The following is a 24742-nucleotide window of genomic DNA, read 5'->3' as shown; positions in this document are numbered from 1 at the left end:
TAGACAAATCATTGTAACTATCCGTTTCATACATACCTCCTTTTTGATATAACTAATTTTTCACTATATTTCCTTACCCATTGTTACTAAAAAATTCTTCAATGACAAATATAACTTTGTATTTCCTTGTAACTTGTATAAAACTAGTGCCTGCTCATACAGATCTAAAACTTCATCTTCTCTCAATAAGCCTTTGCTGATATTCCCCAACAAACATAGTAAATCTGGCAATAAAAAACTACTATTATAAGCATTCAATTGGTTAATCAGTTCTGTCACTTCATCTAAAGCTAAGTTCGTCTGTTTTCGTTTTAGAAGAAATCTAGCATAATTGTAACCAATCTTTATATAGGCTTGAAAGTCAGCATTGATTGATAAATCAAGCTTATTCACCTCTGATTTTACATTGCTGACCAACTCCATATATTTGGCATCTTCACCAACTTCACCTAGAAAACTGGCGTAGCTGTTCAAAAAATCTAAATAAAAATAGTAATGAGGAGCGATAATGGCACTTAGTCTATCAAACTCTTTTGTCGCAAAATCCCTTTCATTGTATAAGTAAAATTGAACCAAGATAAAAATATAATCTAAATAAGACTTATCTTCCTCATTCAATAAGTGCCTGCTTTCCACCTCTTTCACATACAATTGCTCTACAATTTCATAATTTCTGAGAAGCAATTGTTGGGAGAAAATAGTTCGTATTTTTCCTATACTATGCCTACTTTCTTGAACAAATTCCTCAAAAAAATAATTCATGGTCACACCCAGCCTATTAGACAGTAGAAAAAGGATTTCCGATGAGGGAGAAAGGTTGGTATTTTCAATTCTACTAATCAAACTCTGCTCACAAATATCCTTAGCTAAGGCACTCTGAGTCAGTCCAAGTTCTTTTCTTCGTTGCTTAAAACGACTACCACTTATACTATTCATAACATACTCCAAATTTATTTAAGAATATTATACTCTATTTTAAAATGAATATCATCATTTTTATATTAAAATTTTCATTTTTTATATTGACTATGTCTGAAAAATTAATATAATAGTATGTAGAGAAGAGGCTTTCCATAAATAAATGTAGAATATAACATGAAAAATTGTTTTGCGTTCAGCCTTGCTACTATCTATCATTAGCCCAATAGTAACAACTACAACTCTATCTGTAAATGCTGAAACCTCGCTAAGAGTGGCAGCAATCCCTCGTTCCTATTACATTGACAGAAAATTATTCGTAGTTAAAAAGCTAACTCAAACTAGATACTACGAAGAATTTCGAAACGGTGTAAGATACTCTGGCTCTTTACGCTTAACCGATTATCAAAAAAACAGTGACGGTAGTTACTTAGCATATTATTCAGGAACCATCTCTAGATAAAAATTAAAATCTTCCCCTACAATCTCTTCTCTTTTGGAGGTATCTATGTTTCAAATTGAAGGAAAGCTATTTTTCCGTAGCAAGAAAACCTTGTTCGCTATCTTGGTCATGCTGATTGCAATCCTAGCTAGTTCCTTTCTAGCAGGCTACCACAATCGCCAGGCCAAATTAAAGGCCATCCAGAACCATGAGCAGACCATCCAAAATTTTGAAAACATCATTCAAGATTTAGAAACACAGTATCAGAATCAAGCCCTCAGCGAAGAAGATTATCAGGCTGAAAAAACATTCTTTACAGACTATATCGCCAACTTCCAGAAGGAGATTGAGGCGGTCAAGAAGGAGGACTGGACCTATTTTTATGAGAAAAATATCCAGCACTATCAGCAGGATGGCCGATACGTCAGCCTTTCCTACCGAAACTATGAATTTACCCCTCAAACCATCGAAAATACCTTCTTGATTTCCAAGTATCTGCTAGAAAAGGAGATACCCTCAGCCTTTCCAACTGAGCTTTACCTAACAGCCTTTGAAAATCCCCAAACACAAGTAGATAGAGAAACCGTCAAGAGCCTGGGCCAGCAGGCCTTAAAAGGTACTAGCCATGAAATCTGGCAGGGTCAAAAACAGCTAGGCCTTGTCATCACCCTTCCCCTCTTTATCTTAACTTTCACCAATTTTTTCATCAAGGACCAGCAGGGAACTAGCCGACAGATTCGCCTTTTACAGACCCTAGGGCTAACTAGGATTCGAATTACAACCAATAAATACCTAGCCTTCCTAACACTATATACTGCCCTCTTTCTCACCCTCTATCTGAGCCATTTTCTCATCGCATTTTTGCTAAATGGCAATAGTAGCTGGATCTATCCCGTTACCACCTATAGCAGTAGTGGACTGACTTACAGTTTTATCACCACAGCCATCAAACCTATATATCAAATCATCTTGCTGGCCTGTGGCATGCACTATCTCTACCTTCTATTTCTGCTGGGAGTGGCACAGACCTTGGCTAGAGTCTTAAAAAATGGACTGGCTGGACTGGTTGTCACACTAGGCATAGCTATCAGTGCCAACTTCTATCCCCATATCTTCAATCCATTCAGCCTTTGGAATGCAGGCAATCTGGCAGACGGAAGTGCTATCATCTACCATCAATTAACAGGATACAGCATTCAAAAAGTCTTTACAGTCCTGCTCATCAGTAACCTGCTCATCTATTGTCTGCAATTCTATCTCCTGACAAGAAAAAGTGAGGTCTAACCATGCGATTATCCATTCACAATTTATGCAAATCCTACGGAAAAAAGAAGATACTTGACCAGCTAAACCTAGAACTGGGGGAACCTGGAATCTGGGCCTTGATTGGACCAAATGGAGCTGGAAAGACTACCCTCTTAGACTGCATTGCCAACCTGCAAACCTTTGATTCGGGAGAGATTTCTATAAACGGCAAGAAGCACAATGACTCAACTATCTATCGAACCTTTGCCTACCTGCAGGACAACCGTGTCCTCTACCCTGAATTGACTGGGCTGGAGCATTTGCGATTGGTCCAAACTATCCAAGATTTACCAAAAGAGCGGATTGAGGAAGTCATCCAAGAAATCGGCATCCGTGATTATGTGAAGATCCCTGTCAAAAATTATTCCCTGGGAATGAAACAACATCTCCTGCTGGCTATCGGTATTATGAACAAGCCCCAGGTCATGCTCTTGGATGAACCCTTGAACGGCTTGGACCCGACCAGCTACATCCAGACCAGAAAATTGCTCCAGAAACTAGCAAAGAATGGCTCAACAATTATCGTGTCTTCCCACCAATTAAACGAGGTGGATCAACTAACCGACCAACTCCTCTTTCTCAAACAAGGAAAAATCATCGAGCGAAAACTGGAACAGGTCGGGCGACAATATGCCGTTCAGACTAGTGACAATCAGACAGTGTATCAGAAACTTGGGCAAGTGAAGGGACTGACTTTGGCCAATGATAGCATTCAGGTAGACACCAGTGTTCACAGTCTGCATTTCTACCTTGACCAAGTCATGACTTGTCAGGTGGAAATTTTGGATATTAGCATCCAGGAGCACCAGTCCGAAGAAATCTATAAAGAACTATTTGAATAGGGAGGTCTGACTATGAACACCCTAACTCTTTTCATTCTACGACTGAAACGCAATGCTCTTTTTCTATCCCTGATAACCGCTATCGCCCTTATCCCATTTGCCATGTCCTATCGGAATGTCCTAGAGGCCGAAAACCTGCGATTTGAGGATCGAACCCGTATCATACAAGTCAAAAAAGAAGCTGAAATTGTCTTGTATGCTGACGATAAGGAAGCTCAAGCCTTAGACCAGGAAAGCATGGATTATTATAAAAAACTCTTGGAACTGACGACCACCTACTTAGAAAAGGAACATATCCAAGGAAAAAGTCAGGAGGTCTTGGAAACGGAGTTAGAACTCTACCAGACCATGCAAAACTGGGAGGCAAACGGGCACAATATCAATCATTTTACAAACAGCGAACTGGCAGAACGTATCACAGTCTATAAAAAAGTTCTAGAGCAAACTCTTTCCTTTCACTACCCTACTGCTCCCAAGGATGTTTATCTGACCTTGTTACAATTTCTTCCAGTTAGTAACTATATGATTCCTCTCGTCATCTGCTGTCTCTTAGTCTGGCTCCTGCTGACCGACCTTTCCAAACATCGTGGTCTCCTCTTTATCAACGGACTATCCCCTGGTCAATATGCCTCTAGCCTGACCTTACTTGCTCTTCTCCTCCAAGTTGCTATCTATGCCCTCATCCTGTTCATGTTACTTCTATTGGCACATCAGTTCCAATTTACCTTTCAAGAACACTATCCCATTCTGATTGGCACTAATCCTCTGTCTACCATAACAGTAGGGAAGCAGTTGCAAAAACTCCTGCTAGAAATGGCTGGTGTGACAGTTTTCTATCTGGCTGTTATCCGATTAGCAACTGCTAAACTCCTACAAAGATATAAGCGAAAATAAGCCGAAAGCAAGCCAGTCACTAGACTTGAAACTGAACATATGTTGTAATGCCTTCCTTATGCAAACGTTAGCATAAGAAAGGCATGAAAAAGTGAAAAAATTATCCCTATCTCCATTTGTTTGGAGCTCCATCTATCTGACTCTGTCTTAGTTGATTTTCTTCTTCCAAGTACCATTTTTTAACAAGCTAAATCAAGGTCTCTTCCAAATGGCCCTAGAAAACATCAGCAATTTAATCCAAGACCATCTGATACAGGGCTGGGTACGTCGGGCGATTGTCCTCCTTATTGTTATGGTCCTCATCTGACTGGTCGAAATCATTCTCTTCTACTTCATAACCGGCAAGCTCATCAAGGCCTTCAAGCTCATGGATGGCAAGATTAACAAGCTCATTCTTTGGGGATATCGCCTCTTGTCTGGGGCTCAATCGGCTTGATTGTCTTTGGTTTGGTGACTAGTCTCTCGACTGGACTGGACTTATGGAAAATGGCTTATGGAAAATGTCTAAGCCTTACAAGAACTGAATATTCAGGCGATTGGGACGGACATTCAGGCCTTGGTCGCTGAAACTCCTCTGACAAAAATTGGTTATGTGCTGGTCTTATTTGACAGCATTCAAGACTACATTCGTGATAAGAGCATCCTTTTGGCAACCAAGGAATCACTGGTACTTCAAGTCTCAAAACTCCATACACTTATCAGTGTCTGGTCAACTGCCTATCCAATACTGCTTGCCCTGCTCTGCTATTTCCACATAAAAGACTGGTGGACCAAGCGGACGCCAGGCAAACCAATCATCAAAATCAGCCTGACCATTGAGCGTCAGTAAGCAGAAATCCCACTTCGATTGAAGCGGGATTTTTTATTCTGCCGAATGACCAAGGTTCATACCAACAAAACCAATCATCATCAGACTAGTCACAATCAAGCTAGTCACGATCAACCAACTCCATGACTGAGTAAAGACTAGCAGACTAATTCCAAAGCCGATACTGATGAGCAGGAGCTGGGTAATATGAAACTGCTTGGATAGGATTCTGCCTTGCTTATTATAAACATTGTGCTGAAGGAGTCCGAGTATAAAGAGGACTAGGCCACCGTAAAAATAAAAGACGGTGTATTGAGCATTCATGTCACCATTTCCAAAAAATGAGAGGGCTATGGTTATCAAGCTGAGCCCAAAGAGTATGGGGTAGTGACTATAAATGGCACGAATCCCAGTTTCTTCCCGTTCTACATCAAGCAGGTGGTCCATTTCTACAATATAGACCATGAAAAGATTTGTCAGAGTAATGAAAATCGCAATGGATTCCCAAGAAAAATTCTCTGGACTGAAATGCTCTGAAATACCAATCAAGGACTCACCAAAGGTAATAATCACTAAGAGTGACAAGCGTTCTATCAAATGCGGAAAATTAACCGAACTCAAGTCAGCCGAAACAAAGCCACGGTTGGGATCGCTGAGCAATCCAGGTAGCAACCAGGTCGAGAGAATACCGACCAAGGCAATCCACATACCTATCTCATAAGGGAAAAATAAGGAAAGAAAGAGCATGACAGACCGCAAACCGAGGATATAGAAAAACTGCTTCATCAGACTCCGATCCGCATCGTTTGAAGTCTGGAAATATTCTAAAATGTACTGAACCAGAAGCAGCAAGGAAATAATGGCCATGGGTAGAAAAATCCATACAAAACTAGTCTGCCAATCTCCTGCAACTGCACTTGATGCCACCGAAAGACAAATCATCTGCAAAAACATAAAAATGATATTTCTCAAACTGTTACTTCCAAAACGGTTTGTAAAGACAGTCTGCACCATCCAGGAATTAACAAAAATAATCAGTCCAACTGAGAAGTTAAAAAAGGATTGGGGACTGACGACTCCCTGATGGGCATGGTGGATAATCGACGTCAGCTGACTGATAGTATAGACATAGACTAAATCATAAAATAATTCGGTCAACTCGACCTTTTTATGCTTGATAAAGGGCATAGAATCTCCTATCTGTTAAATTTCTTGATTTTATCAGTATAGCATAGAAGGATAAGTGATACAAATTAGCCAGAAAAAGCTAGTTGCCCTTTCGAGATGGCGATACTATTTTCCAAGTCCTGTAAGATTTTTTCTTCCACCATATCCTGTGTTTCTGAAATATAGCGTTGAAAATGCGGAGTCAATCGGTGGTCTTCGTAGGCTTTCGCACTCGCATACACTTCGTAGAAGTAATAACGATTTGATTGCTGACAGTCCTTGATGGCATACATGGCTAAAACACCCGCTTCTTCTTTGATAGAAGTTTGCATATTCAGCAGAACACTTTTTTCATAGGCTTTTTCACTCCCCGCTTCCACTTGAACCTGGGCAAATTTTAAGAAATGGTCTTCTGCTTCCAACCAGATACCCGGCGGCAGTTTTTCCTCCAAAAACAAGGCTTCTACTTCATAGACCTCCCGCTTGGTGAGTTTGGAGCCTACCTGCTCTACATAGGCTTTAAAGTGCGGAGAATTCCGATGCTTTTGGTAGGCCTCCTCATCTGCATAGACCTCAAAAACCTTGTATTCCAACGGATTTTCTCTTAGAGAACTGGCGTACATGGCAAGAGTGCCAGCCTCCTCTTCATAGGAGGTCTGGAAATTCTTCACACCCACTTGATAAAAAATATCACGATTTTTCTCATCAATTCCTAGATGAAATAAATGAACAACTGGCTTACTCATCTATTTTGCCTCCTTCAGTAATAGTTTGATATTTTCAGAGTAAATGGCCTGCTTGTCCTCTTGAGATAAGTGCAGGGAGTCAATAGCTTCTGAGATGACTTGCGTAGCCCCTGCTGGTCCAATCCCCAAAGGAGCATCTGTTCCAAAGAGAACACGGTCTAGACCGAAATAGTCGATGGTTAATTCTAGAGCCTTTGGATTACCTAAGATAGCGGTATCCACATAGAACTTGTGGAAGTCCTCCACCTGTTTTTCTGGCAAAATATACTGAATCCGTCCACTAAAAAATGGTGCCAAGGCTCCAGCATGGTGAACAATGATTTTCAGATTGGGATAATCTTGGAAGATACCAGACTCCACCAATTGTAGCATAGCCTGACTCTGCTCGTACTCCCATGAAAAGACAATATTGTTATCTGGTTTGCGATTATCAAATACAGGGTGCAACCAGATAGGAATATCTAATTCTTCACATTTAGCGAAGATTGGTCTGAAACTTTGGTCCGCAACGGACAGACCAAGGTGTCTTGAGAATAGCTGTACACCAACAATTTCAGGATTTTTAGCGACAAAGTCTTCCAAAATTTCCAGACTTCCCTCAATATTGTTCAGGGCCAGCATGGCCACACCAGCAAAAAATTGATTTGGATAGGCCTGAACAGTTTCCAAGAGTTCTTGATTGGCTTCTTGAACCAAAGCCAAGGCTGACTCTGCTTCCAGATAATCTTCTGGATTGACATTGACAAATGAAATAATCTGTTTGACAGCTGGATCTTGCAGAGCCTGCCTTTTTTCCATGTCTTGCAGGACAGGATTTTGCAAAAAAGGCATTTTTTGAGGCAAGGCTGGATCAAGGGCCAACATTTTCTGATAAAACTGGGGCAACAATACATGGGCAAATACATCTATTTTCATACATCTATCTCCTTCCAACTGTCCTTTTCATCGGATAAAATCGCATAGTCTTCAAAGTAGGAAAGGTCTTGTTCAATCTCACCTGATTCATATAAGGCTATTTTTTTCTCCAAGCGGTCAATAGAACGTTGAAGGTTGGCCTGCTTTTGATAGAGAGTCGTCAACTGCTCCCGCAACAAGTTTTCCCGTTCCTTAACGGTACTATTTCCCTCCTTCAACAAGGAAGCATACTCTGTCAGCGTTTCAATACTGACACCTGAGTGACGCAAACAGATAATCATCTCCAGCCAAGCCAGGATTTCCTTTGTAAAATAGCGATGTCCATTGCTTGCTCTTGGAACATCTGGCAGTAAGCCAATTCGTTCATAATAACGTAGAGTATTACTATTGATCTGGTATCTTTGACTGACTTCCGCAATCGTGTATCCGAGTTTGTCCATGGTCTGCACCTCCTGTATGCCATTATAACACTTGTAGTTCACTATAAGTCAATATAAAAAACAAAAATACGATGCCTGTTCAGACACCGTAATATTCTTGTATTTAACAGCCTCCAAAGCTGCTTCATAGTCGGGATGTTCGTTAACATTGTCCAGGTATTCTACATAGAACTGGATAAATTTGAACAAATGCAATCAAATACTATCTACTTAGACATATAGTATCTGTTGCAATAGACTGTAAATTTTTGTCATGTGAAACGATACAAATTATTTTTCCTGATTCTTTTAATTCTAATAACATCTGTATGAATTCTTTTCTAGATTGCTCATCTAAATTACTAGTTGGCTCATCAAATACAAAAACCTGCTTATTTTTTTGGACCAAGGCTCTCAGTATCAATAATCGTTGTTGCTGACCCAAAGATAAATTTTTCCCTTGAGAATTTACTTGATAATTATGGTGTAATCCTAAAAATCTATTGAAATCAAATTTATTTATATGAGAATTTGTAAATAAATCAAAGTACATATTATGCATCACTGTTCCAGCAAACAATCTATATTCGTTTGAGTAACTACTAACATATTGTGTTATATCTGTATGTTTTAAAGTCCCAAACGTTTTCTCATTTAAACATAATTCACCTGATGTAGGACTTAGAATACCTTATGATGAGTAATCATCTTAATCACCCTTTCTGATGCTAACATCGGCATAGGCATCTATTTTGAGAATGCTTGCCTTATTAGCTCCTTCTTCAGGAACTTCTAGTAACTTTGCCCCACTATTCAACTTGACATCATATCCGCCATCGTAACTTCGAGGCAGAGTAATATCTACAGTACCATTCCATGTATCAACATAAACTTCTTTAAATGTAGCACCTTTTGCCAATTCAATTTTTGCTTTTAAACTACTCTTCCCACTTGCGACGGTAACTAACTTAAAACCCTTTTTACCCAATGGTATATAAGCATCATTTGTACCTATATCTGCCTTCTCAAGTGTTGACATTGCTGCTTCAGAAATATTCCCTGTCAAACTAATCATCGTCACTTCATTGTCAGTCTCCACAATTTCAAGTTCGAAAGGTTGTTCGCTACCATAGATTTCAATAGTATTAATTTCTTTGCTCGTTACAGTCCAAGACTTAGCAATCTCTACATCTGTTTTGTCACTCTCTAAACTTAGGTAAATCGCAACTCCTAAAAAAGTAATGATTAAAATGAAAAATGGAATTATTTTTTTCATTACAAGTGCCCTCCTTAAACTATTTAAACTCCCTACTAGAAAAAAGTAAGTACGAACTCAATAAATAGACAACACTAAATATCAATGCAATAAGACTAGACGGAGTAAAAAATTCTGTTTGATTAGTGATTAACTTTACCTGATTAAATAGAAAGAAATGAGAAAAGACATCATTTGCCAAGAGACTTGTTGTAACATACGAAACTAAATTATCAAACATCAAGACAATCATAGTATAAATAAGGTAGGCTTGATAAATCTTATCTACATACTGAAAAATAAACAGACATAGTAGCGAAAAACAGAGATGAAATGGCAACTGTTTAATGAGCAGGTCAAATGCTTCACTCACATCTACTTGTCCATTCAAAAAAATTCTACATACAATTACTGTAAAAAATAGTAAAAGCGTATATGCAAAACACAAGGACAAGGTTTCAAACAATTTATAAAAGTAAACTGAAAAACGAGAGGAGCTTTTTATGATTGCATGGTTAATGGTGCGATTGGTAAATTCTTCTCCCCAGACTAGATTACAAGCACTTGAGAAGAATAGAGGAATAAACCCTGCCACTGAAGATAAAATAATCGTAATACCTCCTTGTCCATCAGTTTCTCTCATCAGATAAGCGAAGAGTACTCCTAAAAGAATCACCAGAGAGACTGGAAAAATTAAACTCCTTTCTTTCCATACCCTATAAAAGTCTGATTTCACTTTATGGAACATGAGGAACCTCCTCTCTTGTAATCAAAGATAGATAATAGGATTCAAAACTCGGTTGAAATTTAATGATTTCCTCGATTTGAATATTATTTTTCCGTAAGCAATCAATAATCCAGCTGGTTGATTTCCCAATTTCTGAAAGCTCTATTCCTTCGTCGGTCACTATCGCCTCAATTCCCTCGGAAAGCAACACTTCAAGCACTTCATGCTCCTTATCCACTCTAACAATCCGTTTGGTTTGGAGTAGGTTTTGCAAGGCATCTTTTTGTATTATTTGTAACACTTTTCCTTTGCTCATGATAATATACTTATCAACTACCAAGTCTAATTCAGACAAGATATGACTTGAAACTAGAATGGTCATACGATACTCATTTTTCAAAAGCAGAAGAATCTCACGAATTTCCTTAATACCCACAGGGTCCAGACCGTTTATTGGCTCATCTAATATAAGTAGTTGGGGCCAATCACAGATAGCCAAGGCTATTGCCAAACGTTGCTTCATTCCAAGAGAATAATCTTTCACTTTTTTCTTAGAATCTACACCCTCAAGTCCAACCATACGTAATAGATTTTTGACTTTATCTATATCCGCCCCAATTCCTAAACCTATCATTTGAACACGAAGATTGTCGCCTGCAGATAAATGAGGATATAGAGCAGGTGACTCTACAATACAAGAAACAGCTTGACTCTCTAAACCGCTTATTTCTCCAGAATTACTCGAAATCAATCCTGCAAGAATTCGGATTAAGGTAGTCTTTCCAGCACCATTTTCTCCCACTAGACCACAAATTTCTCCACAGTTAATATCAAAACTAATATTATCTAAAACTTTTTGCTTTCCGTAAGTTTTGGATACTGCTGTAACATTTAATAATGTATTTGCCATAGCAACCTCCTAAAAAGAAAAGTCGATAGAAAAGTGACAAACTATCGACCAGTCAAGTTATTAAATTATTTGGTGAACGGAACCATGTAAACTAATCCCAGCAAAGGAAACCGATTCCATACCAATAGTATAGACAAATTTGACCAGCTGTTATTTTTGTTTTTTCTCTCATTTTCAATTTTCTCATGACAGGCTTTTTGTAACCCCTTTCATTTATAGATTATCACAACTCTTTTATCTTGTCAATACATAAAATAACCAATTTATATTTTTTGATATTATATGCAAATATGTATATTTTGAACGATGTAATTAAAAGAATTTCGCAAATTAAAAACGCAGAAATCATGTTAGCAAATTGGCTAATTCCCTGCGTTTAAATATGTACAACCCAATATTTTTCTCAACTATCAACTCTTGCCAATCTTTGGTCATCAGAGTTCCTATATTTTGTCTTCTTCTATATATCTCTCCAAATTCAATTCCATTTGTCGGTTAGCATCCAATTTATACAAAAAATATGCCTGACGAAAATGTTGTTTCGCACTCTCTGTATTTCCAAGTTCTTCATGGACATTACCTAGTAAACAAAATAAATCGGGTAATGAATAATAGCTTCTGTGTGACCTACAAAATTCGATGGCCCTTGTGATGCTAGCTATAGCTTGGATGTAATCTTTCTTTAGCCATAGGTAACGTGAAATGTTATATTGAAGCTTGATTTTTATTTCCAATTCTTCAATCGTGATAGGTTGGAAATTATCCGTTTTTTCTATCAGTCTTTCAAATTGTACATCAAATAATTCTTCATCATTAATATCAAAATAAAAATTTAGGAGTGTATTTGATACTTGTAAAAAAAATAAATTAGAACTCTCCAATTTTTCAAGTAAATATTCCATTTTGGATATAGCTTCCTTCTTTTTATCATAAAAATAAAAATCGACTAATCCACCTATCCACTCTAAGTATAATTGATTTGCTACCGATAAACGATGTTTATTATTAGACTCCAATTCATAAACATATCGTAGTCCTTGGTAGTCTCTATGGACTAAGAAATTTCGGACAACAGTTTTAAATTCTACTAGCTCCTCCTCCTGCTCAGAAACAGTGTCTTCAAAAAAGTAATTCATCGAAACATTTAGTTTTTTTGATAATTCAAAAAGCAATTCAGAGCCTGGAGTATAAGCGCCACTCTCAATTCTACTAATTTGACCTTGTTTACATACACCTTCTGCCAATTCTTTCTGAGATAATTTTATCTCTTTTCTTTTTTGTTTTAACCTAGAACCTAGTTGTATACTCATTGTTGTTACCTCACTCGTATCATACAACTATTCTAGCACTTATGAATTTTAAAGACAATAAAAATATCCATTTGCATATTATTTATAAAATCTGTATCAGAATATGTATGTTATCTCCTCGTTTCATACTAAATCATGAACATCCCCTCTTATCACAACGTATCATCACAATAAATTTCTAGCAGGATAAAGCGTTGAAAAACGATGCCTGTTCCGACACCGTTATATTCTTTTATTTAACAGCCTGCAAAGCCGCATCATAATCTGGATGTTCGTTGACATTATCTAGGTATTCTACGTAGGTGATTTCATTGTCGGCATTGAGGACAAAGACCGCACGCGCCAGCAAATTCCACTCCCGCATGAGCACACCGTAGGATTTACCAAAGGCATGGTCATAGTAATCCGACAGGGTCACTGCATCTTCCAAACCTGCGGCACCACACCAGCGTTTCTGTGCAAAGGGCAGGTCAGCTGAAACGGTGATGACAACCGTATTATCACGGTAAGCCAGTTCCTGATTGAAGCGACGGGTCTGGGTATCACAAATCCCTGTATCAATAGAAGGCACAACACTGATGACCTTGGTCTGCTTGCCAAAGTCTTTCAAACTTTTCAAACTCAGGTCATTGGCCATGAGGACAAAGTCAGGAGCCGTATCTCCCACTCGTAACTGCGGACCTACCAAGGTCACTGGTTTTCCAATAAAGGTTGTCATATCTATCTCCCTTGCACTTAATATAACTATTGTAAGCGTTTCTGTAAAAAAATACCAGTTTTTTGACTGGTAATTTTAGTAAGTTATCTATCTAAATTTGTATTCTCTAGGTCTTCCTCAAGAATTTCAATAAAACGCTTGGCTATTGGGCTCAACACCACTCCTTTTTTCCAAAGAAGCTGCAAGCTATCCGTTGACAAATCTAGAGGACGAAAGACCAGCCCACTTCCATCATAGCTTGTATCAACAATTCCGTCCAAACAAAGAGCAATCCCAACCCCAGCTTTCACCAATAAAGAGGCATTATAGAGGAGATTGTAGGTCGCTACGATCCGATAGTCGCCCAATCCAGCAAAGATAGACTTATCAACATTGCTTTGGGAGGAAACAATCAAAGGATAGGCTAGAACATCGCTCAGCACTAGCTCTTCTTTAGAAGCTAAAGGATGAAAACGAGGAACTAGAATCCCCCAACTATCTCGGTTAAGTAAAGGCAGACTGTCAAATTTTTTCGTTGAAAAACGGCCAAAGGTGATTCCAAGATCATGGATTCCGTCCTGTAGTTGCTCTAAAATGTGATCTGCATTTCCACTCTGGATGTGCACTCTCGTATTGGGATACCGACTGGTTAAGCTTTCGATTGCTCTTGCAATAGGCTCCAAAGACTGACTCTCTGCTGCACCGATGTAAAGGTCACCAGAAATCGTCTCCGTTGGGCGAAGAGTATCTTCTGTTTTTTTAACCAAACTGGTAATTTCCAATGCGCGATTATAGAGATATTGCCCTGCTTCTGTCAGCTGAATTTCTCTACTCCCACGATAAAACAAAATGGTGTCTAACTCTTGCTCCAATTCTTTTATTTGCCGTGATAAGGTGGGCTGAGTAATGTGTAAGCTCTGAGCCGCATTTGATATGGATCCTGTTTGTACAATGGCAATAAAATAGGTCAATACACGAATATCCATCATCTACCTCCAACTTTTTTTCTTTATTATACCATGCTCACAAGGCATATAAAACATATAAAATAGGTATTTGTAATATCTTTATTTCCCTGATATGATAAGAGTCAAGAAATGGAGGAAGAAACATGAAATCAATAAAAATGACAGAAGAATGGGATAAAACATTTCCAAAGAGTGACAAGGTTGAACACCAAAAAGTGACCTTTCAAAATCATTTTGGTATCACCTTAGTGGCAGATCAGTACAAACCCAAACAGATTCAAGAGAAATTACCCGCCATTGCTGTTGCAGGTCCATTTGGAGCAGTTAAAGAACAGGCTTCCGGTCTCTATGCTCAAGAAATGGCGGAACGCGGCTTTTTAACCATTGCTTTCGATCCATCTTACACAGGAGAGTCCGGTGGTAACCCACGCTACATGAACTCACCTGACATCAATACAGAAGATTTTCAAGCAGCAATCGACTATCTATCTACCTTAGATGAGGTTGATACGGAAAACATTGCTATTATCGGAATCTGTGGTTGGGGAGGAATTGCCCTAAATGTCGCAGCCCTTGACCCTCGTGTCAAGGTGACCGTAGCATCCACTCTCTATGATTTGTCTCGCGTTACTAGAAAGGGTTATTTTGATGAATCCGATACAGAGGAGTCTCGCTATCAGATGCGTTTAGCACTTGCCAAACAACGGACTGAGGATTTCAAAAATCACAACTATCAACTTGCAGGTGGCGTGATTGACCCGCTGCCAGATGATGCGCCACAATTTGTCAAAGATTATTATGCCTACTATAAAGAACCACGAGGCTACCATGAACGTAGCCTCAATTCAAATCAAGGATGGGCCATCCAAGCAGGTACAAGCCTCTTAAACACTCATCTACTAGATAGCATTGGAGAAACTAGAAATGCAGTCCTTGTTGTTCATGGTGACAAGGCGCATTCCTACTATATGGGCAAAGATGCTTTTGAACAATTGACAGGTGGCAACAAGCAGATGATAACAGTCGCAGGGGCAAGCCATACAGACCTCTATGATCAAATGGAAATTATTCCATTCGAGGAAATCGAGGCATTTATCCGCCAACACTTTGCATAAGAAAAGGAAAAGTTGCTATGATTGAAGCAGTTTTTAAGGAGTTTATTGATAGAGATCGCTTGGTGCCAGAAAAAGATGGCCTACGCCAGCTCATATCCGATATTCAAAGAGAGAACCAGCCTCTTGTTCAAGAATTGAATACTTCCATTCAAACCGTTGACAGCACACGAAAACTCGTTGAAAAGCTGACATTGGAAACGATTGACGAATCCGTGATTATCAATACACCATTCCAAACAGACTTTGGCCGTCACATTCATTTCGGAAAGGACATTTATATCAATAAGGACGTTTTTATGGTGGACTTGGGTGGGATTTTTATCGAAGATAAAGTACTAATTGGTCCCCGTGCTAAACTGATTTCCGTCAACCATCCCTTGAAAGCGGAGGATCGTCACAAGCTTGAACTCAAGTCTGTCCGCATCCAAGAAAATGCCTGGATAGGTGCAGATGCGACGATTTTACCTGGAGTGACAATTGGTAAGAATGCGGTGGTGGCTGCTGGTGCGATTGTCACAAAAGACGTACCTGACAACACACTCGTTGCAGGCGCTCCAGCAAAGATTATTAAAACATTAGCCTAAGAAAAAAATCCCTATAGACTGATAAGAGGTAGCCTCCCAGTCTGTAGGGATTTTTAGTAATGATATCAGTCAGAGGCTGAGCAAAAAGCCCAGCGCCACTTCTCAGAATTCGTGTCAACATCTCAGCGCAGTGGTTGATTGGCAGATTTGTTCGTGTTTTACACTCAAAATCTGTCCTAATCAACTGTGCGGGGGTGGGAAGACGAACTCTTTTGTTCGGTCGAGTTCTTTCCCACTCCCTATTTTCACCCTTTTCAATCGCAGAGCGTTCAAGACGACTGACACTGAGCTGAGGGCCATGGCTGCACCTGCAAACATAGGATTGAGCAGAGGTCCACCAAATACATGTAATAGACCCATGGCGATTGGAATACCGATCACATTGTAGGCAAAGGCCCAGAAGAGATTTTGCTTGATGGTCCGCATGGTTGCCTGGCTGAGTTTGACAGCCTTGACCACATCCAAAATGTCACTATGCATGAGGACAATGTCGGCAGACTCAATAGCAATATCAGTCCCTGAACCAATGGCTAGACCTACATGGGCTTGAGCGAGAGCTGGGGCATCGTTGATGCCATCCCCCACCATAGCGACTGTCTTGCCCTGTTCTTGTAAGTGCTTGACTTGGTTGGCCTTGTCATCTGGCAGGACCTGACTGACCACCTGCTCAATGCCGACTTCCTTGGCAATGGCTTTGGCAGTTTTTTCATTATCTCCTGTCAGCATGACAACTTCTAGTCCCATGGTTTGCAGAACCTGGACAGCCTGACGGCTGGTCTCTTTTACTTTATCAGCAATGGCAATGACTGCTAGTAATTCTTGCTGGCTGGCTAGGAAAACAGGCGTCTTAGCTTGATGGGCAAATGTTTCCGCAACTACACGTCCTTTGGAAACATCAATTCCCTGTTCCCGCATCAACCGTTCATTTCCCAGATAGATGGTCTGCTCGGCTATTGTCACCGAAAGACCACGACCAGAAAGTGCCTGAAAATCGCTGGCAGGCAACAAATCAATCTTTTCTGTCTGAGCAGCTTGCAGGAGGGCCTGAGCCAATGGATGCTCGGAAAATTGCTCGCTACTTGCTGCCAACTGGAGGACCTGCTCACGATTTTTAGTAGATAAGAGATGAACGTCTGTCACCTGGGGCTTGCCCTCAGTAATGGTCCCAGTCTTGTCGAAGACAATGGTGTTCACGCCTTGTAGGGTTTCAATAGCTTGACCAGACTTGAACAAAAGACCATTTTCTGCCCCTTTTCCAGTCCCAACCATGATAGCCGTAGGGGTTGCTAAGCCCAGAGCACAAGGGCAGGCGATGACCAAGACGGCGATGATGATGCTTAATGAAAAAATCCATGATTCTTGACCCAAGAAGTACCAGGCCAGACCCGACAAGAGAGCCAAGCCCATGACAACTGGAACAAAGACGGCAGATACTTGGTCAGCCAATTTGGCAATGGAAGCCTTAGACCCTTGAGCCTCTTCCACCAAGCGAATAATCTGAGCTAGAGTCGTATCACGACCAACCTTGGTAGCCTGCATGGTAATGGCGCCTTGCTGGTTAAGGGTGCCACCAAAAACATTATCGCCTAGAGCTTTCTTCACTGGTAGGCTCTCACCCGTCAGCATAGACTCATCCACACGTGTCTGGCCTTCGAGAACCTGACCATCAACAGGAATCTGCTGACCTGGACGAACAATGACCTGGTCACCGACCACCACTTCTTCAATCGGCACTTGTATTTCCTGACCATTTCGCAAGACCTGAGCCGTCTTAGGAGCCAGATCCATCAATTTCTTAATCGCCTCAGAAGTCTGACCTTTGGCTCTAGCTTCAAAATATTTTCCTAGGGTAATCAAGGTCAAGATAACGGCGGCTGATTCAAAATACAGTTCTGGATGGTGACCGTGCATAGCCACTTCTTTCCCCATCAGAAGAAACGCAATCATCAAAAGACCTTGAACCAAGGCAGCACCAGTCCCAACAGCAATCAAGGAATCCATATTTGGATGGCCTTGCAAGAGAGTTTTAAAGCCTTTTGTAAAAAAACTGCGTCCGATATAGAGGATAGGGATGAGCAAGATGACTTGACTGACCGCATAGACTAGCGGTTGGTGGAGCAAAGCTGGTAATGGAAGCCCTCCCCAAGGCAACATAGGCCCCATAGCAATATAGAGCAGTGGAAGAGTAAATGCTGCTGACCAGACAAATCGATGCCACAGCTTTTCTTCCTTGCTCGGTCCCTTGTCCGCAGCCTCTTCTACTTCTTCTGGTCGAATCAGCTGATAACCTGCCTGCTCAACTGCTCTTTCAAGACTAGCTAGATTTTGCCTATCACGGCTATAACGGATAGTCGCCTTTTCTGTTGCCAGATTGACACTGACTTCTTCTACACCCTCTAGTTTGCCCAGAGCTTTTTCAACCATCAGAGCACAGGAAGCGCAGGTCATGCCTGAAATATCATAAGACTCGGTCACCAAGTTATCGACTAACTGATAACCCGCCTTTTCAACTGCCTGACGAATATCCTCTAGTCCCAAAATCTTTTCATCATAGCTAACACTCAATTTTTCAGTCGCTAGGTTGACACTGACTTCTTCCATTCCTGCTAATTTGCCAACCGCTTTCTCAACCGTCATAGCACAGGAAGCGCAGGTCATACCTTGAATGGGATAGCTTGCTTGTTTCATAGGTTACTCCTTTTCCGACTACATCTGTAAACAAATTATACAATATACGACTACATTTGTAAACAAAGTTGTTTCAAAAAAGTAGATTGAAATCAATCCAACCTACTTTTACATATTCATTTATTCTTTACTGGACTTTTTTCGATGAAGAAAAATTGCTGTTAAAATTCCTGCAACACCTAGCGCCACCAACAAGAGGCTGACTTGCTCACCTGTACTAGGAAGACTTGATTTACCTTTTTTATTGGTAGGTGTTACTTTCTTATCAGAAGACACTACTGTTCCGCTGGAGGAGGAAGTATCCGTAGCTCCTCCTGTGTCAGAAGCACTTGTAGACTGACTTGTACTGCTTGAAGTACTGGTTGAAGTACTGGTTGAGTTTTCGGTACCACTTGATGATGGCTCAGTGCTGGTCGATGGTTCAGTACTAGTGGATGGTTCAGTACTACTTGATGAGTCGGTGCTGCTGGATGACGGAGTTGTTGCTGCTTCAATTTTTGCCATCATTTCAGCTTCAACAGCTTTTAGTTGGGCAAAAATCTCTGCTGAACGAGCCAAGGTTTCCTCGGTTACAGTTGGAGCCAGGGCTACAGCTGCATCTTCTGAAAGTCCAGCATATTGAGCATCAAGAGCAGCCTGTGCAGCAATCCAGTCATTTTCAAGGGCTATCCATTTTTCTTGAATCGATGTACCAAATAACTCTGGGTGTGAGATGGCCATCTTATCAATATTTTGTACCGTCCAGTACCATGAATTCGTGTCATAAGAAGCTGAGCGATTTTTAAAGGCTTCATAAGTATCCGTCACAATACCATAGAATGGAACATACGGTGTATTCCTTGTCTGAGCCAAGCCCAACCACACTGTGCCACCGAAGGCTGATGGTAAGCTACTATTGATCTGATAAACATGGGCATCGATGACGTTTTCATTACCAAGAGCGTATTTATAAGTCGCATCTGCCGCTTGGTCATTCGCACCATTATCCCCTTGTTTTACCTTGCCTGCTTCATCGTCTGGACGAAATTCTGGAAGATGTTCAAAACGGTTACGTTGTAAGGCAAAGGTATCTTGTAAACTAAAGCGACGACTTGGATCTGTTGGCTGACGTAGCAAATCATACACAGCATCTTCATAGGTTACAGGCGATGCTGGATCCATCAATTTAATACCTGCATACACACGGGAACGGTCTGCTTCAGCATAAGTTGCAGGACCGTATGATTTAGCGATATGGAACTGTCCATCGACTGTCACATAATTATCCGCTTGTTTGGCTACTTCTTCAACCTTTGCAGAAGTAATCACATTTTCTGTATCGGTAAAATCAACATGACCTAGATAGTAAGTATTTGCAAAAATTGCATACTTATCTTCAGGGAACTTGATGGCTACGTATTGGTGTCCTGACAAAATTTCCATGTACCAAACTTCATTTTTGTCAGCAATAATAACAATATTCCCTTCTGCTGAGCCTTTTTCATCGATTGTCTTTGCAATCAGCTCAACACCTTCACGCGCACTAGTGACCCTAGGAAGAACATAATCAATCAAAATTGGTTCTCCCAGCCCTCCAGCTTCAACTAGAGGATCAACTGCCAAGACTTTAGCATTTGGAATAGCTGTTACAGTAGCAGTCATGGATACGCCTTTTTCATTAAAACCATGCGCTCCATAGTTACCATTATAACCATCGCCACGTGCCGCATCAGGCGTAGAGGTGTACTTGAACTCATTTGCCAAGTGTGGTGCTGTAAAACCAAATGTTTCATCCACCAACATATCTCCCTCAGTATAGGTTGCTGCTGGAACCACAATATAATTTTTATTGTGCGCTCCATTATCTGGTGGATAGGGATAATCTTCCGTTCTACCATAAAGGATAGAACCATCCGTTGTCAACCCTTTCCCAATGATAAAGCCTGAACAGGCCTGAACAAGTTGAGCAGGGAATAGGCAAACCAACATTAGAAATGTGGCTATACGAACAAAAGTCTTTTTCATAGACTTCTCCTTTCATATAATAAAATACCCATTTGCACATATATTGTATCGCAAAAGCACCTGCCTTGCAAGTGCTTCTAGATATATTTTACACATTTTTTCTAGCCAACATAGTCGCAAACCGCATCTTAAAGAAATTGCCATTTTCATCCCGCTTATGGAGTTGACCAAAATCTTCATTGTATTTGACCAGTTCCCAGTCACGGTAGTATTCCTTCAACTCACCTGCTCCAAAAGTAAAGGAGAAATTCATCGGACAGGGTGCATCTTCCGTATCCATGGCCGCCACAATCAAGTTATAGCCACCAGGTCGTGTCTGCTCCTGCATATTGCGGATAATGGCTGGCACCCGATCCCGCTCCAAGAACATAAAGACTACTGTTGAGATTATCCAGTCGTAGTCCTGCTCCAGACTGGCTGAATTGATGTCATAGGTCCCAGCCTGCAAGTCCAAATCTTCTACTTCCTTGACCTGCAAGAGGGTCTGGATGCTCGGCACATGCTTATCCACTGCCGTTACCTCAAATCCCTGCTGGGCCAAATAAAGACTGTTCCTGCCATGTCCACAACCCAAATCCAAAACCTTGCAGGGCTCGATGATTTTCAAGGCATCCAAAACTTCCGAATGCGTCCGTGTATAGTCATATTTTTTAGCAAAATAATCCTCTGGCTGACAGAAAAATTCCAAGAAAAATTCCGTATCCTCTGTCAATAAGGTCACCCGATGCCAAGCCTGTGGCTCCACAAAAGGAATATCATCTGTCGGACCATAGACATATTCTCCCAAAGTCTCATTATCATCTGAAATGGGCTCAAACTTGAGCTGACCCTTCAAGACCTTGATTTTGGCCCAAGTACCCACCTTGGTATTATGCTTGGTCAAAAAATGCTGGGGAACCGTCTCCTGATTCCAAATGGGCATGCGTTTATAAGGAACTAAAACTGTCATTACTTCTCCTTCTAGTCAATAGTAGTTCTAGTCTATCACAAAGGAAATATGAATTCAAACCTATTTTTTACTTGACTTAGAGTGAACTCTAAGGTGTATAATAGTTCTTATCAATCAGAAAGGATATTTACAGACAAGTAAATATGTGATGAATATGAAAACAGCTATTTATGAAAAAGCCGGTAAGATGACCGTTGCAGAAATCGAAAAACCAAGCCTTCAAGCTAAGGATGATGTCATTATCAAGGTCGTGCGGGCCTGCGTCTGTGGCTCAGACCTCTGGGGCTACGGTGAGGATATTCACCATGACCACGGTGACACAAACTCTGGTCATGAAGCCATCGGTATCGTTGAAGAGGTAGGCGAAGACATTACAACACTTGTTCCTGGTGACTTCGTTATTGTTCCATTTACACATGGTTGCGGACACTGTGATGCCTGTCGTGCTGGCTTTGACGGTACTTGTGACAACCACCCAGGCTACACCAACTGGGGCAACAACTACCAGTCTCAATACATTCGTTTCCACTATGGTAACTGGGCCTTGGTCAAAATTCCTGGTCAGCCAAGCGACTACTCAGAAGGCATGATTAAATCTCTTCTAACATTGGCAGATGTTATGCCAACTGGCTACCACGCAGCCCGCGTAGCAGATGTCAAACCAGGCGACAAGGTTGTTGTCATCGGTGATGGAGCGGTTGGTCAATGTGCCGTTATCGCTGCAAAAATGCGCGGTGCTTCTCAGATTATCATGATGAGCCGTCACGCGGACCGTCAGCAAATGGCTTTGGAATCAGGTGCAACTGCTGTTGTTGCGGAACGTGGTGAAGAAGGCATTGCCAAAGTCCGTGAAATTCTTGGTGGTGGAGCGGATGCTGCTCTTGAGTGCGTCGGAACAGAAGCTTCTATTGACCAAGCCCTCGGCGTCCTTCACAATGGTGGTCGCATCGGATTTGTCGGTGTACCTCATTATAACAACCATGCCCTTGGCTCAACCTTTGCTCAAAATATCATTATCGGTGGTGGCTCTGCTTCTGTCACAACCTATGATAAGGAAATTTTGCTCGATGCTGTTCTTAAAGGCGACATCAACCCAGGTCGTGTTTTCACCCAAACTTACAGCCTGGACAATATCGACCAAGCCTACAAAGACATGGCCAACCGCAAAACTATTAAAGCAATGGTGACGGTGGATTAATACTCTTCGAAAATCAAATAAATAATAGACCCCAGATAGTTTCGAAATTATCTGGGGTATTTGTCTTATATATAGAAATATAAAAAATGAAATTGGCCGTTCGTTACAAACTTCAAAAACAAAGACTCCAATGAGACGATTACCTACTCTCCTCTAACAATAGTCATTCAGGTCAATCACTTGTGTATAAAAAGCCTTCATCTGCTCTGGTATATGGTGTTCGATGTTTAATACAGTACCAGGGTAATTCAGTAAAATAGTGCTCAACAGCTCGGCATTGACCACATCCAAACCTGATAAGGCTTCATCAACAAACAAAATCTCTTTCCTTTGTAATATTGCACGTGCAACTTCAAGCCTACGTTGTTCACCATTTGACAACTGAATATCTTCTTTCCCTAACCGTGCATTCAACATTTCCAAATTAGCAAACTTTTCTAAGCCTACTTGTTCTAAAACCTCCAACAAATGCCTATCTTCAATTGGAAAACCAAGCGTTAGATTAAACCGTAGGGTGTCAGTAAAGACAAAAGAATTTTGGTCAATCACAGCGATATGGTCATATACTCTCTCTTCCCTAGTCTCTTGACCAATCCGAACTGTACCGTCTAAAGCAGGAATCTCTCCAAGCAAGGTTTTGAATAAGGTTGATTTCCCAGTTCCTGAGCCACCAGTTACTAGCACCTTCTCCCCTTGTTGTATGAACAAATTGAGACCTTTTAACAAGACAGTAGAATCATAACCAATTGCTAGGTCTTTTGTCTCAATCTCCCCTTGCTTCATCTTTTTAGTTGGTAGAGCTTTTTCATCACTTAAGCCATAAGCTTGGTTATTCAATGTAATCACTTCTAGTAAAGGTAAGGCTCCTATTATTTCGTTGACATAATAGACAGCTGAAATCAACGGGGTTACAACTCGGTCAGAAGCCATATAGACCGAAAGCAAGACTCCAAAGACAAGTTCCCCTGTACTAATCAAATAAACCCCATATAAAAAACCAACAAGTATTGATAAATTATAGAGCAGGCTTACAAAGAAGGAAGAAACTGCCTGCCTAAAATTCATGCTAAAGTAGCTACTCTCCATAGTGGCTAAGAGTTCTCCATTTTTGAAAAGAATATTTCCAATCGCTTTAAAGCGTACCAGTAGCCAACGCGATGATAAACTTTCTTCCAGAGATAGTGCATAGGCTTGATTATTGACTTGCCAAGTCGTGGTACCATTCTTAATCCATTTTGCCGTTATCTTAGGTACCAGTGTCGGCAAGATACCAAAACCAATAAATACCAAGCCTAGTTTCCAATTCTGTGACAGAACAAAAGTAAATGCAAGGACACCTTGAGCAAGGCAGTAACAGAGTTGAATACTGGCAGTTATGACTTTTTCTTGTATGACCGATACATCGGATAAGGATTTTGTTAAAAAACTTGTTGAGGCAACATCTAATTGATTTTTTTGAAAGGAAGATTGTAAGATTGCCGTTCTCAAAAAGACACTCGTTTTTTGTAAAAATTTTCCTTTCAAAAAATTATAGGCTAGCTGGGCTAACAATAAAGCAACAAGACCCAAGCCCCAAAAAACAATCAAAGATACTACTGAGGCAAGATTTCCTTGCTCCATTCTAATGGACAATTCTCCCATCACATAGGGAGACAAGATGCCATCAAAAGCAAATAGAAATGAGCACAGTAGACAGCCTAAAAATAAAAACTTAAACTTAGAAATCAGTGTGATGAGATTTTTCATAGAACCTCCTATTTGTCAATCAAATGTTTTTCCATATCACCAATCTATTCCATTTATAGCATGATTTAAAAGTAAAATCAATGCAAAAACATGTTAAATAATAATATTTTCTAAAAATATTATAAAAATAACTAT

General features: G+C 40.5%; 24 protein-coding genes. 7 read left to right on the top strand and 17 right to left on the bottom strand.

All coding sequences use genetic code 11. From position 1 onward, the window contains the following. Positions 1-63 precede the first annotated feature (63 nt). A complete protein-coding gene (locus SST111_RS10425) occupies positions 64-936 on the bottom strand; it encodes a helix-turn-helix domain-containing protein (RefSeq protein WP_099811218.1) in 873 nt (290 codons plus the stop codon). A gap of 490 nt (positions 937-1426) precedes the next feature. On the opposite strand from SST111_RS10425, the gene SST111_RS10420 reads away from it, so the two are divergent. Genes SST111_RS10420 through SST111_RS10410 form a run of 3 tightly spaced genes read left to right on the top strand, consistent with a single transcriptional unit; the run spans position 1427 to position 4401 of the window. Further along, on the top strand, positions 1427-2644 hold the full coding sequence (locus SST111_RS10420) for a hypothetical protein (protein WP_029188481.1): 1218 nt from the start codon (positions 1427-1429) through the stop codon (positions 2642-2644). 2 nt (positions 2645-2646) lie between these two features. Further along, positions 2647-3507, top strand: coding sequence for an ABC transporter ATP-binding protein (locus SST111_RS10415; protein WP_099811216.1), 861 nt, complete (start codon positions 2647-2649; stop codon positions 3505-3507). Between the two features lie 12 nt (positions 3508-3519). After that, a complete protein-coding gene (locus tag SST111_RS10410; protein WP_099811214.1) occupies positions 3520-4401 on the top strand; it encodes a hypothetical protein in 882 nt (293 codons plus the stop codon). A gap of 232 nt (positions 4402-4633) precedes the next feature. Here the strand turns inward: SST111_RS10410 and SST111_RS10405 are convergent, their stop codons facing one another. Then, a complete protein-coding gene (locus SST111_RS10405) occupies positions 4634-4828 on the bottom strand; it encodes a hypothetical protein (protein ID WP_099811212.1) in 195 nt (64 codons plus the stop codon). Positions 4829-4957: 129 nt separating this feature from the next. Here SST111_RS10405 and SST111_RS10400 point away from each other — a divergent pair, with 129 nt between their 5' ends. Continuing rightward, positions 4958-5230: a hypothetical protein gene (locus SST111_RS10400; protein WP_099811210.1), complete on the top strand. Its 273-nt coding sequence runs from the start codon at positions 4958-4960 to the stop codon at positions 5228-5230. Between the two features lie 33 nt (positions 5231-5263). Here SST111_RS10400 and SST111_RS10395 read toward each other — a convergent pair whose 3' ends face one another. The 11 genes from SST111_RS10395 to SST111_RS10345 form a co-directional block, all read right to left on the bottom strand. Further along, positions 5264-6397, bottom strand: coding sequence for a low temperature requirement protein A (locus SST111_RS10395; RefSeq protein WP_099811208.1), 1134 nt, complete (start codon positions 6395-6397; stop codon positions 5264-5266). 65 nt (positions 6398-6462) lie between these two features. Further along, complete coding sequence (locus SST111_RS10390) at positions 6463-7122, bottom strand: putative quinol monooxygenase (RefSeq protein WP_099811206.1); 660 nt, start codon at positions 7120-7122, stop codon at positions 6463-6465. After that, complete coding sequence (locus tag SST111_RS10385; RefSeq protein ID WP_099811204.1) at positions 7123-8037, bottom strand: amidohydrolase family protein; 915 nt, start codon at positions 8035-8037, stop codon at positions 7123-7125. Beyond that, entirely contained in the window at positions 8034-8477 is a 444-nt protein-coding gene (locus SST111_RS10380; protein WP_044758488.1) for a MerR family transcriptional regulator, read from the bottom strand. Before SST111_RS10380 ends, SST111_RS10385 begins: the two co-directional genes overlap by 4 nt. Positions 8478-8679: 202 nt before the next feature. After that, positions 8680-9144 (bottom strand): ATP-binding cassette domain-containing protein, encoded by a 465-nt coding sequence (locus SST111_RS10375; RefSeq protein ID WP_099811202.1) that lies wholly within the window; start codon positions 9142-9144, stop codon positions 8680-8682. 21 nt (positions 9145-9165) lie between these two features. Next, complete coding sequence (locus SST111_RS10370; protein ID WP_099811200.1) at positions 9166-9732, bottom strand: hypothetical protein; 567 nt, start codon at positions 9730-9732, stop codon at positions 9166-9168. A 19-nt stretch (positions 9733-9751) separates the two neighbouring features. After that, positions 9752-10459 (bottom strand): hypothetical protein, encoded by a 708-nt coding sequence (locus SST111_RS10365; protein ID WP_099811198.1) that lies wholly within the window; start codon positions 10457-10459, stop codon positions 9752-9754. Then, positions 10449-11348: an ATP-binding cassette domain-containing protein gene (locus SST111_RS10360; protein WP_099811196.1), complete on the bottom strand. Its 900-nt coding sequence runs from the start codon at positions 11346-11348 to the stop codon at positions 10449-10451. The genes SST111_RS10365 and SST111_RS10360 overlap by 11 nt, the downstream gene beginning before the upstream one ends. A 443-nt stretch (positions 11349-11791) precedes the next feature. Next, on the bottom strand, positions 11792-12658 hold the full coding sequence (locus tag SST111_RS10355) for a helix-turn-helix domain-containing protein (protein WP_099811194.1): 867 nt from the start codon (positions 12656-12658) through the stop codon (positions 11792-11794). Positions 12659-12890: 232 nt separating this feature from the next. After that, complete coding sequence (gene tpx, locus SST111_RS10350; protein ID WP_043026728.1) at positions 12891-13376, bottom strand: thiol peroxidase; 486 nt, start codon at positions 13374-13376, stop codon at positions 12891-12893. An 83-nt stretch (positions 13377-13459) separates the two neighbouring features. Further along, on the bottom strand, positions 13460-14341 hold the full coding sequence (locus SST111_RS10345; protein WP_099811191.1) for a LysR family transcriptional regulator: 882 nt from the start codon (positions 14339-14341) through the stop codon (positions 13460-13462). Positions 14342-14466: 125 nt separating this feature from the next. Here SST111_RS10345 and SST111_RS10340 point away from each other — a divergent pair, with 125 nt between their 5' ends. Together SST111_RS10340 and SST111_RS10335 are read left to right on the top strand one after the other, a co-directional pair. After that, entirely contained in the window at positions 14467-15438 is a 972-nt protein-coding gene (locus SST111_RS10340) for an alpha/beta hydrolase (RefSeq protein WP_099811189.1), read from the top strand. Between the two features lie 17 nt (positions 15439-15455). Then, positions 15456-16022: a DapH/DapD/GlmU-related protein gene (locus tag SST111_RS10335; RefSeq protein ID WP_099811187.1), complete on the top strand. Its 567-nt coding sequence runs from the start codon at positions 15456-15458 to the stop codon at positions 16020-16022. A 180-nt stretch (positions 16023-16202) separates the two neighbouring features. Here SST111_RS10335 and SST111_RS10330 read toward each other — a convergent pair whose 3' ends face one another. The 3 genes from SST111_RS10330 to tehB form a co-directional block, all read right to left on the bottom strand. Beyond that, entirely contained in the window at positions 16203-18710 is a 2508-nt protein-coding gene (locus SST111_RS10330) for a heavy metal translocating P-type ATPase (protein WP_099811185.1), read from the bottom strand. A gap of 120 nt (positions 18711-18830) precedes the next feature. Beyond that, on the bottom strand, positions 18831-20714 hold the full coding sequence (locus tag SST111_RS10325) for a C69 family dipeptidase (protein WP_099811183.1): 1884 nt from the start codon (positions 20712-20714) through the stop codon (positions 18831-18833). An 88-nt stretch (positions 20715-20802) separates the two neighbouring features. Continuing rightward, positions 20803-21663 (bottom strand): SAM-dependent methyltransferase TehB, encoded by an 861-nt coding sequence (gene tehB, locus SST111_RS10320; RefSeq protein ID WP_099811181.1) that lies wholly within the window; start codon positions 21661-21663, stop codon positions 20803-20805. A 154-nt stretch (positions 21664-21817) separates the two neighbouring features. Here tehB and SST111_RS10315 point away from each other — a divergent pair, with 154 nt between their 5' ends. Then, a complete protein-coding gene (locus SST111_RS10315; RefSeq protein ID WP_099811237.1) occupies positions 21818-22861 on the top strand; it encodes a zinc-binding dehydrogenase in 1044 nt (347 codons plus the stop codon). A 153-nt stretch (positions 22862-23014) separates the two neighbouring features. Here the strand turns inward: SST111_RS10315 and SST111_RS10310 are convergent, their stop codons facing one another. Beyond that, positions 23015-24607 carry an ATP-binding cassette domain-containing protein gene (locus SST111_RS10310; RefSeq protein ID WP_099811179.1) on the bottom strand — a complete coding sequence of 531 codons (1593 nt, stop codon included), beginning with the start codon at positions 24605-24607 and terminating at the stop codon, positions 23015-23017. Positions 24608-24742 lie beyond the last annotated feature (135 nt).

It is taken from the genome of Streptococcus suis YS161 (assembly GCF_002760245.1).
In the GTDB taxonomy this organism is placed as follows: Bacteria; Bacillota; Bacilli; order Lactobacillales; family Streptococcaceae; genus Streptococcus; species Streptococcus suis_I.
Note: the sequence above shows the minus strand (reverse complement) of the source record. Positions and strands in the feature narration are given on the sequence as shown.

Coding starts and splice junctions, on each gene's coding strand:
- SST111_RS10415 (WP_099811216.1), top strand. CDS start 2,647: ATGCGATTATCCATTCACAATTTATGCAAATCCTACGGAAAAAAGAAG.
- SST111_RS10330 (WP_099811185.1), bottom strand. CDS start 18,710: ATGAAACAAGCAAGCTATCCCATTCAAGGTATGACCTGCGCTTCCTGT.
- SST111_RS10345 (WP_099811191.1), bottom strand. CDS start 14,341: ATGGATATTCGTGTATTGACCTATTTTATTGCCATTGTACAAACAGGA.
- SST111_RS10335 (WP_099811187.1), top strand. CDS start 15,456: ATGATTGAAGCAGTTTTTAAGGAGTTTATTGATAGAGATCGCTTGGTG.
- SST111_RS10315 (WP_099811237.1), top strand. CDS start 21,818: ATGAAAACAGCTATTTATGAAAAAGCCGGTAAGATGACCGTTGCAGAA.
- SST111_RS10410 (WP_099811214.1), top strand. CDS start 3,520: ATGAACACCCTAACTCTTTTCATTCTACGACTGAAACGCAATGCTCTT.
- SST111_RS10325 (WP_099811183.1), bottom strand. CDS start 20,714: ATGAAAAAGACTTTTGTTCGTATAGCCACATTTCTAATGTTGGTTTGC.
- SST111_RS10370 (WP_099811200.1), bottom strand. CDS start 9,732: ATGAAAAAAATAATTCCATTTTTCATTTTAATCATTACTTTTTTAGGA.
- SST111_RS10340 (WP_099811189.1), top strand. CDS start 14,467: ATGAAATCAATAAAAATGACAGAAGAATGGGATAAAACATTTCCAAAG.
- SST111_RS10360 (WP_099811196.1), bottom strand. CDS start 11,348: ATGGCAAATACATTATTAAATGTTACAGCAGTATCCAAAACTTACGGA.
- SST111_RS10365 (WP_099811198.1), bottom strand. CDS start 10,459: ATGTTCCATAAAGTGAAATCAGACTTTTATAGGGTATGGAAAGAAAGG.
- tehB (WP_099811181.1), bottom strand. CDS start 21,663: ATGACAGTTTTAGTTCCTTATAAACGCATGCCCATTTGGAATCAGGAG.
- SST111_RS10390 (WP_099811206.1), bottom strand. CDS start 7,122: ATGAGTAAGCCAGTTGTTCATTTATTTCATCTAGGAATTGATGAGAAA.
- SST111_RS10420 (WP_029188481.1), top strand. CDS start 1,427: ATGTTTCAAATTGAAGGAAAGCTATTTTTCCGTAGCAAGAAAACCTTG.
- SST111_RS10310 (WP_099811179.1), bottom strand. CDS start 24,607: ATGAAAAATCTCATCACACTGATTTCTAAGTTTAAGTTTTTATTTTTA.
- SST111_RS10395 (WP_099811208.1), bottom strand. CDS start 6,397: ATGCCCTTTATCAAGCATAAAAAGGTCGAGTTGACCGAATTATTTTAT.
- SST111_RS10425 (WP_099811218.1), bottom strand. CDS start 936: ATGAATAGTATAAGTGGTAGTCGTTTTAAGCAACGAAGAAAAGAACTT.
- SST111_RS10385 (WP_099811204.1), bottom strand. CDS start 8,037: ATGAAAATAGATGTATTTGCCCATGTATTGTTGCCCCAGTTTTATCAG.
- SST111_RS10355 (WP_099811194.1), bottom strand. CDS start 12,658: ATGAGTATACAACTAGGTTCTAGGTTAAAACAAAAAAGAAAAGAGATA.
- tpx (WP_043026728.1), bottom strand. CDS start 13,376: ATGACAACCTTTATTGGAAAACCAGTGACCTTGGTAGGTCCGCAGTTA.
- SST111_RS10380 (WP_044758488.1), bottom strand. CDS start 8,477: ATGGACAAACTCGGATACACGATTGCGGAAGTCAGTCAAAGATACCAG.